General features: G+C 63.2%; 13 protein-coding genes and 1 pseudogene. 2 read left to right on the forward strand and 12 right to left on the reverse strand.

All coding sequences use genetic code 11. The features are described 5' to 3' along the window. Window positions 1-86 precede the first annotated feature (86 nt). From HU737_RS25315 to cpaB, 7 genes are read right to left on the reverse strand one after another with little or no spacing between them, the layout of a single operon-like run. Window positions 87-764 (reverse strand): tetratricopeptide repeat protein, encoded by a 678-nt coding sequence (locus HU737_RS25315; protein WP_186555512.1) that lies wholly within the window; start codon window positions 762-764, stop codon window positions 87-89. Between the two features lie 13 nt (window positions 765-777). Beyond that, complete coding sequence (locus HU737_RS25320; RefSeq protein ID WP_186555513.1) at window positions 778-1,665, reverse strand: type II secretion system F family protein; 888 nt, start codon at window positions 1,663-1,665, stop codon at window positions 778-780. Between the two features lie 2 nt (window positions 1,666-1,667). Then, window positions 1,668-2,549, reverse strand: a complete 882-nt coding sequence (locus tag HU737_RS25325) for a type II secretion system F family protein (protein ID WP_186555514.1) — start codon at window positions 2,547-2,549, stop codon at window positions 1,668-1,670. Continuing rightward, window positions 2,546-3,802: a TadA family conjugal transfer-associated ATPase gene (locus tag HU737_RS25330; protein ID WP_186555515.1), complete on the reverse strand. Its 1,257-nt coding sequence runs from the start codon at window positions 3,800-3,802 to the stop codon at window positions 2,546-2,548. The genes HU737_RS25325 and HU737_RS25330 overlap by 4 nt, the downstream gene beginning before the upstream one ends. Next, window positions 3,799-4,989 carry a CpaE/TadZ family protein gene (locus tag HU737_RS25335; RefSeq protein WP_186555516.1) on the reverse strand — a complete coding sequence of 397 codons (1,191 nt, stop codon included), beginning with the start codon at window positions 4,987-4,989 and terminating at the stop codon, window positions 3,799-3,801. Before HU737_RS25335 ends, HU737_RS25330 begins: the two co-directional genes overlap by 4 nt. After that, the gene (locus tag HU737_RS25340) at window positions 4,986-6,230 is read right to left on the reverse strand and encodes a type II and III secretion system protein family protein (RefSeq protein WP_186555517.1); all 1,245 of its coding nucleotides are present in this window, start codon (window positions 6,228-6,230) and stop codon (window positions 4,986-4,988) included. The genes HU737_RS25335 and HU737_RS25340 overlap by 4 nt, the downstream gene beginning before the upstream one ends. 18 nt (window positions 6,231-6,248) lie before the next feature. Next, window positions 6,249-7,181 (reverse strand): Flp pilus assembly protein CpaB, encoded by a 933-nt coding sequence (gene cpaB / locus HU737_RS25345; protein WP_186555518.1) that lies wholly within the window; start codon window positions 7,179-7,181, stop codon window positions 6,249-6,251. A gap of 286 nt (window positions 7,182-7,467) precedes the next feature. On the opposite strand from cpaB, the gene HU737_RS25350 reads away from it, so the two are divergent. Together HU737_RS25350 and HU737_RS25355 are read left to right on the forward strand one after the other, a co-directional pair. Next, on the forward strand, window positions 7,468-7,650 hold the full coding sequence (locus HU737_RS25350) for a Flp family type IVb pilin (RefSeq protein WP_186555519.1): 183 nt from the start codon (window positions 7,468-7,470) through the stop codon (window positions 7,648-7,650). 51 nt (window positions 7,651-7,701) lie between these two features. Next, window positions 7,702-8,112 (forward strand): response regulator, encoded by a 411-nt coding sequence (locus tag HU737_RS25355; protein ID WP_186555520.1) that lies wholly within the window; start codon window positions 7,702-7,704, stop codon window positions 8,110-8,112. 10 nt (window positions 8,113-8,122) lie between these two features. On the opposite strand, the gene HU737_RS26765 is transcribed toward HU737_RS25355, so the two are convergent. The 5 genes and pseudogenes from HU737_RS26765 to pbpC form a co-directional block, all read right to left on the reverse strand. Next, window positions 8,123-8,320, reverse strand: a complete 198-nt coding sequence (locus HU737_RS26765; RefSeq protein ID WP_496198509.1) for a VapC50 family PIN domain-containing toxin — start codon at window positions 8,318-8,320, stop codon at window positions 8,123-8,125. Between the two features lie 48 nt (window positions 8,321-8,368). Further along, a pseudogene (locus HU737_RS26770) lies at window positions 8,369-8,551 on the reverse strand (PIN domain-containing protein); the annotation flags it as partial. A 33-nt stretch (window positions 8,552-8,584) separates the two neighbouring features. Continuing rightward, window positions 8,585-9,043, reverse strand: coding sequence for a helix-turn-helix domain-containing protein (locus tag HU737_RS25365; RefSeq protein WP_186555652.1), 459 nt, complete (start codon window positions 9,041-9,043; stop codon window positions 8,585-8,587). Window positions 9,044-9,222: 179 nt separating this feature from the next. Continuing rightward, the gene (locus HU737_RS25370) at window positions 9,223-10,893 is read right to left on the reverse strand and encodes a ShlB/FhaC/HecB family hemolysin secretion/activation protein (RefSeq protein WP_186555521.1); all 1,671 of its coding nucleotides are present in this window, start codon (window positions 10,891-10,893) and stop codon (window positions 9,223-9,225) included. A gap of 113 nt (window positions 10,894-11,006) precedes the next feature. Further along, a complete protein-coding gene (gene pbpC / locus HU737_RS25375; protein WP_186555522.1) occupies window positions 11,007-13,361 on the reverse strand; it encodes a peptidoglycan glycosyltransferase PbpC in 2,355 nt (784 codons plus the stop codon). Window positions 13,362-13,400 lie beyond the last annotated feature (39 nt).

Here is a 13,400-nt window from a genome sequence, read left to right on the forward strand (position 1 = left end):
GAAAGTGCCTCCTGTTGCGTGGATTGGGGCCGCTTTGCGGCCCATCGCAGGCAAGCCAGCGCCTACAAGGCTCGCTGGCCGACCCTTCAACTGACCGGCAGAACACCCCGCCCGGTCGACTTCAACTGCCTGGCGCGCGCCTGGGCCTCGGCAAATTGCGCAGGCTTAAGCCGCAGACGGGCCACCAGATCTGCCGCCTGCTGCCAGTTGTCCTGCAGCAACGACAAGGCCACCAGGTTGACCGCCGGCAGTGGGTTATCATCCTTGAGCTCAATCGCCGTCAGAAACTCAAAGCGCGCCTGCTCATGATCGCCAAGGTTCATCAGCACCACGCCCAAATCGTTACGCACCTTTTCATCGGTCGGCGCCAGGCGCACAGCCCGCTGCAAATTGCGCAGGGCCTGGGCGTCGTCTCCGCGGGCCGATGCCAGCTGGCCAAGGCCGTGCTCGCCTTCAGAGGCAAGACAACCGCCGAGCAGGCTGCGGTACAGCGGCTCGGCCTCGCTACGCCCGAGCAGGCGCAGGACCTTGGCTTTGCGCAGGCGCACCTGGTCGAGTTCATCTGGCAACTGCTGCAAATGCGCAAGGCTGGCATGCGGGCGGCCGTCGTTGAGCATTTCATCCGCCAGGTTCAGGGCCAACTGCTGGTCAGCGTCGGGCTTGCCGCATGTGTTGCCAGCGAACACCTGCGCCAGGCCCTGCGGCGAGTGCCCGGCGCAACCGCTAAGCAGCAACAGCCCCAGGGCTATCAATATTGATCTCATCCCCACCCTCCCCTCACGATCCCAAGGCCCGCGCCAACGCGGTCAAGCCAGGTCCGGCCAAGACAATCAGCAGGGCCGGAAACAGAAATATCATCATCACCGCCGACATCTTCGCCGACATCTTCGACACCCGCTCCTGCAAACGGGTCATCCGGCGGTCATCGAGCAAGGTCTTCAGGGCTTGCAGCGACTTCATCGCCCCACTGCCCTGCACCAGTAGCTGGCGCAGGATCACGCAGGTGTCGATCAGCTCATCGACCGCCAGCAGTTTCGCAGTCTTTTCCAGCTCAGGCGCCAGCGCCAGGCCGGAGTCCACCCGTTGCAGGACCAGGCGCAGCTCTTCGCTGATCTCCGGCACCAAGGTACGCCCTTCGTGACTGAGCACCCGCAGGGCTTGCTCGACGGCCAGGCCGGTTTCAAAGAGGATGCGCAACAAGGGAATCAGCAAGCTCACTTCCAGGGCGATGCGCTGTTGACGACGCGCAGCCGCCAGCGCCAGCAGGCGCTTGGGCAGTAGATAGCCGACCCCCAAGGCACACAACGGCCGCACCAACCAATGGCCAGTCCAGGCGCCCATCAATCCGTGTTGCAACAGCAGCGTCAGGCCCACTGCCAGTAGCGGCAGCCCCAACTGGACAGCGGCAAACAGCGCTCGCTGGCGACTGCGCCGCCAACCCACACGATCAAGCAGCGCCTGGGTTTCGCCATCGAGCCGCTGCAAGCGCCGCCCCAGGTTGCTGCTGCCTAGCCAGTGCAGCCAGTCGCCCAACCGCTCCTCGCGTGCCAGCTGACCTTGCAAGCGCCGCGCGATCAGCAAACGTACGCGCAACTGCTTCAAGGCCTGCATGCCGAGCAAGGCGAATCCAGCCAGCAGGAACACCGCGCAGATCAGCCAGGCCATGTTCACAGGCTCCTCATCATGCGCCATAGCACCAGGCAACCAAGCGCCTGGAAGGCAAAGGCCAGTAACAGCAGCATCTGCCCCTGGCTGTCGCGCCACATACCCAGCAAGTAGCCGGGGTTACCGAGCAGGAAGTAGCCGACCATGCTCAACGGCAGCGCCCCGAGAATCCATGCGGTGACCCTGGTTTCACCGGTCAAGGCCTTGAGCTGGCGCGTGCCTTGTTCGCGCTCGCGGATCAGCTTGATCAGGTTCTCCATCAACTCGCTGGCATTGCCGCCATACTGCTGGTTGATCCGCAGACCAAGGGCGAACAGGCGCATTTCGTCCTGATCATAGAGTTCGGCCAGCTCGCTGACCGCTACCTCCAGCGCTACCCCCAGGCGGACATTGCGCCGCACCCGCTCCATGGCCGAACGCAGCGGTTCGCGAGTGCCATCGATTCCGCCCAGCACCGAATCGTTCAGCGTCCGCCCGGCCTTCAAGCTACGCACGCTGTAGTCCAACAGGCCCGGCAGTTGCTGGATGATCTGGCGCACGCGCAGCCGATATCGCCAACTCAAGTACAGATAGCCCAGCACAGGCACACTCAACAGCACCATCAAGCCGAACGCCCAGCCAGAGGCCAGCAGGCCAGCCATGACCAATCCGCCCCACGCCAGCAGCCATGGCCTGGGATTGAACGCGGCAGTATCCACGCCTGCCCGTTGCAGCAGCGGGTCGAACCATTCACGCCGCGCCTTGCCGCTGCGCACCGAGCGATAGGCTCGGCCCAGGCGCTGCAGAATGCGCTCCTCGCCGCGCTTGTACAGGGCCAGGCGAAACAGCAGCAGGGCGACGCCGAGCAACAGCGGCGACAGCGCCAGCAGCAGGGCGCCAGTCACAGCACACCGTCGTTGCGCAACTTGGCGCCAGCCGGGTTCGGTGCTTCGCGCAGAAAGCTGGTGCCGCCGCGGCGGTCGAGACGAAACAGCGTGTTGGTCACGTACACATCGTCGCGCACCCCCACCACTTCCAGCACTTCGCTGACGCAGCGACGGCCATCGGCCAGCCGCGTCAACTGAATCACCACGTCGAGCGCCGCGCAGATCATCTGGCGCAAGGTCTTCTCGGCAATCTGCCGGCCGCTCAGACCGACCAGGGTTTCCAGGCGCAGCAAGGCGTCCTGGGCGGTGTTGGCATGCACGGTGCTCATCGAGCCATCATGACCGGTGTTCATCGCCGTGAGCACATCGAGCACTTCGGCGCCGCGGATCTCACCCAGCAGGATGCGATCCGGGCGCATCCGCAAGGCGTTGCGAATCAGCTCGCTGGCCTTGATCTCACCATGCCCCTCGACGTTCGGCGGGCGCGTCTCCAGGCGTACCACATGAGGGTGATTGAGCTGCAGTTCAGCGACGTCTTCGATGGTCACCAGGCGCTCCTGCGGGGCAATCATCAGACTGAGGATATTGAGCAAGGTGGTCTTGCCGGTCCCGGTGCCGCCACTGACCAGAATATTGCAGCGCCGCCCCACCGCGCGTTCAAGAAAGTCGAAGATGGCCTGATCGATCGCCCGGGTCGCGAGCAGGTCGGCACTCTTGAGCATGTCGCGGCGAAATTTTCGGATCGACAGACACGGCCCGTCCAAGGCCACCGGCGGGATGATGGCATTGACCCGGCTGCCATCGGGCAGGCGCGCATCGACCATCGGCGAAGACTCATCCAGGCGCCGCCCCAAGGGCGCCAGGATGCGTTGCATGACCCGCTCGACATGGTGCGCGTCGATAAAACGCAGGTCCGTCAGCTGCAACAAACCGGCGCGTTCGACGAACACCCGGTGCGGGCCGTTGACCAGAATTTCGGTGACGCTGGGATCGCGTAGCAGTACCTCAAGTGGGCCATAGCCGGTCAGTTCGTCGACCAGCTCCTCGGCCATGCGCTCCATTTCGTAACGCGACAGGGCCAGGCGCATACGCGCCACATAGTCGCCAACCTGCTCGAAGACGAACTGCGTCAGGGCTGGCCGGGCACCTTCGAGCAAGTTGCGCCCGCTGTCCTCGATGCTGTCGATGACGTGCCGGTGCAAGGCGCGCTTGAGCGCTTGCGGCTCAGCCGCAGCATGGCGTTGACCGCCAAAAGGTTCGTCGCCGCTCATTTGCTCCCCCACAGGCGTCGCAGCCAGGTCAGCGTGGGCGTTTCAAGGCTTTGCGAACGCTGCGCCAGGCGCTCGCCCAGGCCCTGCAAGGCTTGTGTCAGGCTTTCGCGCGGGGCCAGTTCGAACAGGCTCAGGCCTTGGTTCTTGGCATTCAGACGCACCTCAGGGCTGTACGGCATGACTTTGAGCAACGGCAACCCATAACGTTTGGCCAAGGCCTCGGCGTCTGGCGCGACATGCTTGAGGTAGCGGTCCACCAGCAAGCTGGCGTGCTCCAGCTTGATCCCGCGGTCGCGCCATTGATCGAGCACTTCCAGGTTGCGCCGGCAATCGAGGATGTTCTGATCGGTGTAGAGAATCAGCTTGTCGCAATGACTGACGATAGTGCGCAACGCTTCACTGTCGGTCTGCCCGGTGAGGTTGAGGACAATGTGCTGGAAGTGCTGGCGCAGCGCGCTGAGCAACATGTATAGCTCGGCGGCACTGGTCTTGCGCAGCGGCTCGTCGGCCTCGGCATAGGCCAGAATGCGCAGGCCGCTCTTGTCGCGGGTGAAGGCGCTGTCGATCAACGTGGCGTCCAGCCGACGCAAATGGCGCAAGGCGTCGCCGAAGAAGAACGACGCTTCCAAGCCCAGCAAGGCCAGACTGTCGCCACGCGGCAAGCCCAGGTCGAGCAGCAGGGTCTGTTGGCCGCTGTCCTGCACCACCCGCGCCAGATGAGTGGTCAGCAGCGCACCGTCGGCACCGCGCTGGGCGCCGTAGAGCACGGTCAGGCCACCCAGGCTGGGGTTGCTGGTCACCGCTGGCAAGCGCTTGCCCAGACGCCGGACCAGGCCAGCCACCTCGCTGGCGCGCGAGCCGTAAGCAACGAAGTCGCGGGCGCCAGCACGCATGGCATGCAACACCAATTGGTTGTCCATGCCATCGCCTAGGGCGACGATCGCCAACATCGGCTTGGCCTCCAAAACGCCTTCGATCAAGGCGCACTGAGTGACCAACTGCTCGCGGTCCAAGCCAATGAACACCAAGTTGCTGAAGGTCACGTCAACCAGCGCCAGCAACTCGTCGAGGCTGCCGCCACTGGCGCCGATCACCTGGCCCTGCTGGGCCAAAGCGCCCTGCAACCAGTTGAGGTCTTGCTCGTTGCGGGTGATCGCCAGGTACGTCTGGTTGAGGCTCTCGTTCATCGTGATAACCCACTGCGGCCATCGAAATTGCCGTTTTCCAGGAAGAACAGCTGCCCCCAGCTGGGGTCGTAGGTGCGCAGGTGCTCACCCGGCAGCTCGGGCAGGCGGGCGTTGGCAGCCAATGGCTGGACCAGGTGCGGGGTAACGATCATCAGCAGCTCGGTCTCATCGCGGACCAAGGCCGACTGGCGAAAGAACGCGCCCAGTATCGGCAAGCTGCCCAGCCCGGGCAGACGGTCTACCGAAGAGCGGGTGTTGCTGCTGATCAAACCGCTGATGATGAAGCTCTCGCCGTCGGCCAGGGAGATGCTGGTATCCGTGCGGCGCACGCTCAAGCCAGGCACCTGGGTACCGGCGATGGTCACCGCATTGTTGTAGTCCAGCTCGCTGACTTCCGGTGCCACCTTGAGGGTAATGCGGTCGCGACTGATCACCGTCGGGGTCAGGGCCAGGCGTACGCCGAACTCCTTGTACTCGATCGAGACGTTGTCACTGCCAGCACTGGGCACCGGGATAGGAATCTCGCCACCGGCCAGGAAGCTCGCGGTAAGGCCGCTGAGCACGGTCAGGCTCGGGCGCGCCAGGGTGTAGGCAAAGCCGCTATTTTCCAGCGCGTTGATCGCAGCCAGGAAGCGGCTGCTGCCGCCGCCCCAGACGATATTGAACACACTGTCATCAAGCGGTATGGCAGGACGCGCGATAGGCACGTTGCCAGGGGTGACAGCGGTATTGGGCACGGTATTGGGCGAGCCGATCAGGCTGTTGTTCGAGCCCTTGAAGAACAACCGCGCGCCGGCTTCCTTGTATTTGCTCCGGCGCACCTCGACGAAACGGATATCGGCCTGCACCTGGGTCGGCAGTTGCTCATCCTGCGAAGGCAGCAGCGCGTCTTCGGCCATGTCGGCACTGGCCCTGCCCTTGACGAACAGCATTGCCCGATGCGGCGAAGGGGCGCAGGCGGTCCACAGCATCAAGGTGGTGCTCCCCGGCCCCACTGCAGTGAGCAGCACCGCACGCTCGCCACTCGCCTGGACATCGGCGACCTTCGGCTCGCCCACCGCCACCCGGCTGATAGTCACCGGCAGGCGCAGCTCTTGTTGCAGGCCCTGGTCCATCTCGATCACCGAGGGCAAGTCGGCAAACGCCGCACAGCCCTTTTCCGCCGCCTGTGCCATGGGCAGGCTCGTTATCAGCGACAGGGCGAGGCACAACGGGGTGAATATCCGCGCGGAACTACGCATGGCTGCATCCTTGCTGGGTCAGGGTGTCTTGACTGAATCGTTGCTCTGGGCGCCGCGAATGATCTGCATACCTGGGTTGCCCGCCGCAGGCGCGACGTTAGCGATAGGCACCTGGGACAATTGGCTAAAGCGAAACAGATCGCGACTGGCAGTTTCGACCTGGGGCTTGGCCTGTGGATTGGCCCAATAGCCCGCCAGCAGCTGCTCATCGGCGCTACGCACGGCCAAGCGCAGGGTGCCGGCCTGGGCTGCCAGCATCAGGCGGCTGGCGAAGGCTTCAGGCACGGCCAAGGCCACGGTGCGATTGCCAGTGCCGATCGGGTCATGCCGCCCCTGCTGCTCTTCGGCGGTTTGCGCCGGGCGGCCGTCATTGGCCAAGCCCGTCTGCTCACCGACGCTCAATACCCGCAGCGCAGGCAAGATGACCTGGGCGGAGGACTGCGGGTTGTGGTTTTCTTCACGCAAGAACAGCAGCACATCCACATAGTCGCCGGGGCGCACCTGCCCTGCCGCGCCAACGACATCATCGACTGCCACAGCCACCGCCCGCTCGTGGCTGCGGATCATCCGCGCCAGCGGGCCACCTGATTGGAAGCTGTGTTCGTCGAGCCAAGCCCCTTGAGCCAAGGCGCGCTCACTGCGCCGGCCAAGCACTTGCTCGATGTGCTGGAAAGCGCCCTGAGGCACCACCTGCAAGCGCTCGATCAGCAGATCGTCTTCGCTCAGAGGGGTATTGGCGGCCACGTCGCGGCGCAACACGACGATGGGCGAGCGGCGCGGTTCCTCCACCTGAATCGGTGCCGGAGCGGTTACTGGCTGAGCCGTCACCTCGACACTCGGCGGCGCAGCGACGGGCGCGGGCGGTCGACTCAGCACCAACCCCCAATACCCTGCAAGCAATGCCGCAACCAGAAACAGCCCGGCAAGGATCATGGTCAAGCGACTGCTCATTACCGCTCTCCCGCACCTGAAACCCATGATGGCAAAAAGTAACTATTTCGCTATTGCACGGTAGTTCAGAGCGGCTAAATCGCCATGAGCGATACTAAGTTTTTCCAGCCATGAATTTGACGCTGAGACAAAACAGGCGCTTAGCGTCGCTGAACCAACCTAATACTTTGTGATTAATGCCTTCTTACATTTGCACTCCGGCGTAGCTTGACGATTCTGTGATAGCAAAGGGGCATCACCGCATTACGCCCCACAAACCGGCGCCGCCCGCGCAAGGAGATGTGCCATGTTGCTGCTCAAGATCCTCATCCACTGCCAGAACTTCCTGCAACGCAAGGACGGAGCCTCCGGTATCGAATACGCAGTCATTGCGGCAATGGTTGCCGTAGCACTGGCGGCCTTCGTCGATCCGATCTCCGCACAGATCAAAACCATGATGGGCACCATCCAGACCGCCATCACGCCTTGATCGAAAGCCGCACACGCATGCCCTGCGCTACCTACCCGTCAGGAGCCGACGATGCCAACCTCTTCCTTGCGTCAACAGATCCTTCTAGTCGACGACGAGGAAGAGGCACTGCTCGAACTTGCCGAATTATTGGAAAACGAAGGTTTCAAGTGCCACACCGCCACCTCAGTCAAAGCCGCACTGCAGCAACTCACGCGCTACCCTGACGTCGCCTTGGTCATCACCGACCTGCGCATGCCCGAAGAAAGCGGCATCGGCCTGATCAAGCGCCTGCGCGACCACACCTCCCGCCAACACCTGCCGGTGATCGTCATGTCCGGGCATGCCGATCTGGAAGATGTCAGCGACCTGCTGCGCTTGCAGGTACTGGATCTGTTTCGCAAGCCGATCTTCCACGCCCGCCTGCTGGAGACGCTGGAGAACCTGTTTCCCACACCGAGGATGCAGGTGGTTCGCCAGTAACGTACATCGCTCAGATGAGCATGGCGTAGCCACGCAACATGCCCGCCGTTTGGGGCAACCCCTGCTTGAGTAAACACTCGATCAGGGCGTAAGCGGTATAGGGCGAGCGCACCAGGGCTTGGCGCATTTCAGCTACCGCAGCGAGTACCGCAGCTTGATCCAGGTCCCAAAGATCCATGATGAACTCATCAGGATGCTGCGCTTGCACATCGAACGCATTGAGCGTCGAGGACGGAAAATCCTTCAAATTAAACGTGACGATGATTTCCGCGCTGCTTCTGATGGCGGCAGCCAGAACATGAGCATCATCCGGATCTGGCAGCTCGATCGAGTCGAGGAGTTGTTCATGGCCTTTAACTAAAGCATCGGGAATCGCGGCCTCCATTAGCCTAGATACCCGATCGAGTTGTTCCCTGCTCAGGTCCTCCCTATTGCGTAGAAGGTTACGCTTCCACTCTTCGTCGTGTGCCCATCAATAGCCCAACCCAAGCTCTTCAGACAGGCTCGTCAACTCATTCAAGGCCTTGTGTCTGGCGTCATCACGCTGTTGCTTGTAGGCCATAAGGTCGGAAAAAAACACTCTTCGATGGCGGCCAGCCTTGTGGTGAGGCAGTGCCCCCTCCTCCAGCAGCTTGACCAGATGAGGCCGTGAAACACTCAGTAAGTCTGCGGCTTCCTGAGTAGTCAGTTCGGCATGAACCGGCACCACACGTACGGAATTTCCTAGCGCCAGTTCACCCAATACATCCATCAGCAAGCGCAAAGCGCTCGTCGGCAATTCAACTGCATGTGCCTTGTTTTTCTCATCGTAGATTTCGATTCGCTGCATATCTTCTTTGGTGCAGAGAAATGCGGCGAGCGCTCGCTGCCCCTGTACCGCTGCAGCGATCTCTCGAGCCTGTGGAAAGTCAGATTTGCGGGATATGCTCATGACTGTATTTCCCATTGCCATGCCAATATCACCTGAGCCTAATCGAAATAAACGAAAACTCAACTCCAATCTCCTCGGCAAGGGCAAGCCGCTGGCAACGCTTCCAAGGGTAAGAACAAACATCTGTTGGGGCTATCAGACGACGTTCTGACAGCGTGCGTCAGGCGTTTCTCTGAAACTCACAACTGCCAACTGAAACTCAAGGTCATCCGCGGCCGCCGATCGAGGCTGTCCAGGGCGATGTCCGATAGCGGCTTGGCGACTTCCAGGGCAACGTTGTAGTAGCGCGCATCACCCAGCCTCACGCCGAGCGCTGCCGATGACAGGCGTGCCTCGCGGATATCAACCTCGTTGAACCAGGTGCGGGCGGCGTCCAACACGACGTAGGGTTGCAGCACCTTCAGCCAATGGCCTTCTCGCTTGAAGCTGTAGTTCAGCTCATAGGCCACACCCCAGCCCTTGTCGCCCCAGGCTTGATCACTGGGGTAACCACGGCCGAAGCCCTGCCCACCAAACACCACGCGCTCGCTGTCCGGCAGGCTGTCACCGCTCCAGGACAACGCCGCCGAAGCTACGCCTTGCCAGTTGTCGAACCACTGATCACTCTGCAACGCAGACAGGCGCAGACGGAGAAAGTCCAAGTCGTAGTCGGCATTGGTCCGCGCCCCGAAATAGTCCAACCCCTGGTACACGCCGGCGCTGACAATCCGCAGGCGGCCAGGGTCGGCCTGGCGCCAGTCGCCCTCGAAGGACAGCGCACGCAGGTGGGTCTGGCTATCTGACTTCAGCCCAGAGCCAACCCGCTGGTAGTCGATCCGGTCCTTGACCACATAGAAGCGTCCAACCACGTCCAGCCATTGCCTGGGCGAGGCGATCAGGGTTTGGCTGATACCGACCGAGTAGCGATCAGTCTCGCGCTGCTGGGTTAGATCGATGCCATTGTCCAGGCGTACCCGCGTACTGGGCTCGCTGCGGTAGCGCGCAGCCGAAAGCAGCAGGCGGCTGCCCTCGCCATCCAGGTACTGGCCATAATCCAGCCGGCCATAATGACTCTCATCCTCTCCAGGTGGCACCAGTGCGCTGGCCGAGAGCTGTTCGGCGAAGCGGGTTTGCCCATTGCTGGTCAGCGCAATCAGCGCTTGTGGATCATCGCGACTGCCCTCGACGACCTGCACGGAAGTGCTAAGCGGTTTGCGCGAGGCCTGGGCGACCAGCCGCGCAGCGCCATCAGCGCTGGCTGGCGCAGCCAAGTGCGCGGCAAAGCTCACTCCCGGGATGCGATTAATCAGGCTGGTATAGCGCTCGAAGGTGGTCCGGGTCAGCGGACGCTCGGCCTTGAGCTTGCCCAACAGGGTGTCCAGGTAGGTGGCAGCCGGACCGATGTCGCCCTCTATCTGGTAATCACGGATATAACCTTCCACCAGCACCACGCGCACCCGGCCATCGGCAAAGTCCTGGGGTGGCAGGTAGGCGTATGAGAGCAGGTAACCATCCTGCTGATAGCGCTGGGTCAAGCGCTGGGTGAACTCGACCAGTTCGCCCAACGTGACCCTGCGACCGATCAATGGCCGGTAATGCTCGCGCAGATCACTCAAGGGGAACACCGTACCGCCCTCGAAGCGGACCTTGCGCAGCTCGAACCGGCTGCTCAGGGGCAGTGCATGTGGCTGACCGACAGCTATCGGCGCAACGTGCATTACCGGCACGTTAGGACGATAGGCGTCGACCGGCACATTCGCGCTGGGTAGGCGTCGCTCGATGTCGTTGCTGTTGAGAAAGCTGGGCAAAGGCTGGGCCCCGGCCAGCCCCGCCCAGGACAGCATCAGCAGGGACACGACCAGAGGGCGCATTCGGACACTCCATGATCCCGTGGATAAGGGCCGCAAGTGCCGCCCCGTCACGTGCAAAGCCTAGGCGCTGGCCCAGTAAACGTCGAACCTTGTACGCGCCTGGCGCCGGTGAATCATTCGCTGACCTGGAACTCTACCCGCGCCGTCTCGCCGCTCTCGTCCAAGGCACTGAGTTCGATGCGCCCGGCCTGTTCGAAACGCAGCAGCATGCTGTCCTGCCCGCGGGTTTCACCCAGCGGCTGGCCATTGACGAACCACCAGCGCAGGCCAGCGCCACCTAACGCCGAAACATGCAGCTGCAAAGGCTCGCTGCTGGTCGCCGGGCGACGCAGGTTATCACCGGGGCGAACGCCGACGATCGACAGCGGTGGCGCGCTGGCCGGAACCTGCGGCGGGCAGGCTGGATCGACTAGCGGCAGACGCGCTGCACGCCGCTCGACCCGGGCCAGCCAAGGTTCCAATGGGGCCGGCCAGAGGGCGATGTCCTGCGCCTTGGCACCGGCGCAGCTGGCATCGACACGCAAGCCTTGGTCATTGACCCAGACGGTTTCGCGCAGGCTCAAGCCCAACGGCTGGTCAGCCGCCTGCAAGGTCGGCGGGGTGGTGTTGTCGAGGGTCCAGGCAAAGCGTTGGCGCCGACAATTGGGGTCTTGCCGATTCATCGGCTGGCCCAACGGCCAGCAGATCGCGGCAACGCCAACCGACGCTGGCACCTGCTCGACAGGCGCACTGATGCCCCGCTGGCTGTCGCGATTGCTCAACAGGTCGTGCACTTGCAGCATCAACGGCGCCGCCGAGGCCAGGCCGAACTGGCCAGGCACCGGAGTGCCATCGGGGCGGCCAATCCACACCCCGATCAAATAACGTGGTCCTACCCCCACCGCCCAGGCATCACGAAAGCCATAGCTGGTGCCGGTCTTCCAGGCCAGCTGCGGGCGCTGTACCAGTTCTGCGTGCGGGTCGCGGTCCGGGCGCGCCTGGCCGCTGAGAATACGCCGGATAATCCACGCCGCCCCAGGTGAGAGCAGCCGGCGTTCGAGCAACGGGTCCTGAGGTTGCAGCCGGATACGTGCACTGTTCCCGGCGCGGGCCAAGGCCGCATAGCCGCCGACCAGATCTTCCAGACGGCTGCCAGCACCGCCCAGAATCAGCGACAGGTTCGGTTCGGCCAATGGCGGCAGTATCTGCGGCATGCCGCCCATGCGCAGTTGCGCAGCGAACCGCTTAGGGCCGTAGGCCTCCAGCAATTGCACCGCCGGCAAGTTGAGCGACAGGGCCAAGGCTGAGCTGGCCGAGACCGGCCCGCTGAAGCCCATGGAGAAGTTGCCCGGGCGGTAGTCGCCATAGCGGCGCGGTACGTCCTGCAACAGCGATTCGGAATGGATCAGGCCGTCATCCAAGGCCATGCCGTAAAGGAACGGCTTGAGCGTCGAGCCGGGCGAGCGCAGCGCGTGAACCATATCGACATGGCCGAAGCGGCGCTCGTCGGCGAGGTCGATCGAACCCAGGTAGGCGCGCACCGCCATGGTCTGCGAATCGACCACCAGGATCGCCGCCGAGGTGCGCTCGGGCAGCCGGGCGCGCCAGCCCAGCAGCAAATCTTCCAGACGCCGCTGCAACGAGGCATCGACGGTGGTGCGAATCAGCGGTGGGCTGTTGGCGCTATTGAGCCTTCGCGCCAGCAGCGGAGCCAGCGCCGGTTCCTGGCGCGGCGCCAGCAGCAAGGGCTCCTCGCGCGCCTCATCGACCTGTTGCGCGGGCCACACCTGATACTCGACCAAGCGCTGCAGGACTTTGTCGCGAGCCGCCTGGGCCCGTTGCGGATGGCGGTCTGGGCGTAAACGGCTGGGCGCCTGCGGCAATACGGCGAGCATGGCCGCCTCCGCTGGGGTGAGGTGTTTGGGGGATTTGCCCAGATACGCCCAACTGGCCGCCGCCACGCCTTGAAGAGTGCCGCCAAACGGTGCTCGATTGAGATACAGCTGGAGGATCTCGCGCTTGGACAGGTGCCACTCCAGCTGCAACGTTCGCCACAGCTGGCGCGACTTGCCCAGCAAGGTGCGCTCGTGCGGGTCGAGCAAACGCGCCACCTGCATCGACAAGGTGCTGCCCCCGGATACCACCCGGCCACCGCTGAGGTTAAGCCAGGCCGCGCGCACCAGCGCCAGCGGATTGACCCCAGGGTGGCGGTAGAACCAGCGGTCTTCGTAGGTCAGCAGCGCCTGCAAATACAGCGGCGACACCTCATCGGGGCTGATGGGATAACGCCAGACGCCATCGGCATCGGCAAAACGCCAAAGCGGCGTGCCATCCTCGGCCAGGACCACCCGCGCCAGGTCATCGGCGGGCATTGGCAATGGCCAGATACGATCGGCCAACCACAGCAGGCCCATCGCCAGCAGGCAGCCCACGACAATGCCGCGCAGTAGCCGTCCCGCACGGCTATGTGGGCGTACTAAGCTTGGCATCGGGAACCGACCTGGCCAGGTGATGGCCAAAGCCTTGGA

Origin of the sequence: Pseudomonas urmiensis, assembly GCF_014268815.2 — a bacterium.
GTDB lineage: Bacteria > Pseudomonadota > Gammaproteobacteria > Pseudomonadales > Pseudomonadaceae > Aquipseudomonas > Aquipseudomonas urmiensis.

Coding starts and splice junctions, on each gene's coding strand:
- HU737_RS25315 (WP_186555512.1), bottom strand. CDS start 764: ATGAGATCAATATTGATAGCCCTGGGGCTGTTGCTGCTTAGCGGTTGC.
- HU737_RS25320 (WP_186555513.1), bottom strand. CDS start 1,665: ATGGCCTGGCTGATCTGCGCGGTGTTCCTGCTGGCTGGATTCGCCTTG.
- HU737_RS25330 (WP_186555515.1), bottom strand. CDS start 3,802: ATGAGCGGCGACGAACCTTTTGGCGGTCAACGCCATGCTGCGGCTGAG.
- HU737_RS25335 (WP_186555516.1), bottom strand. CDS start 4,989: ATGAACGAGAGCCTCAACCAGACGTACCTGGCGATCACCCGCAACGAG.
- HU737_RS25340 (WP_186555517.1), bottom strand. CDS start 6,230: ATGCGTAGTTCCGCGCGGATATTCACCCCGTTGTGCCTCGCCCTGTCG.
- cpaB (WP_186555518.1), bottom strand. CDS start 7,181: ATGAGCAGTCGCTTGACCATGATCCTTGCCGGGCTGTTTCTGGTTGCG.
- HU737_RS25350 (WP_186555519.1), top strand. CDS start 7,468: ATGTTGCTGCTCAAGATCCTCATCCACTGCCAGAACTTCCTGCAACGC.
- HU737_RS25355 (WP_186555520.1), top strand. CDS start 7,702: ATGCCAACCTCTTCCTTGCGTCAACAGATCCTTCTAGTCGACGACGAG.
- HU737_RS25365 (WP_186555652.1), bottom strand. CDS start 9,043: ATGAGCATATCCCGCAAATCTGACTTTCCACAGGCTCGAGAGATCGCT.
- HU737_RS25370 (WP_186555521.1), bottom strand. CDS start 10,893: ATGCGCCCTCTGGTCGTGTCCCTGCTGATGCTGTCCTGGGCGGGGCTG.
- pbpC (WP_186555522.1), bottom strand. CDS start 13,361: ATGCCAAGCTTAGTACGCCCACATAGCCGTGCGGGACGGCTACTGCGC.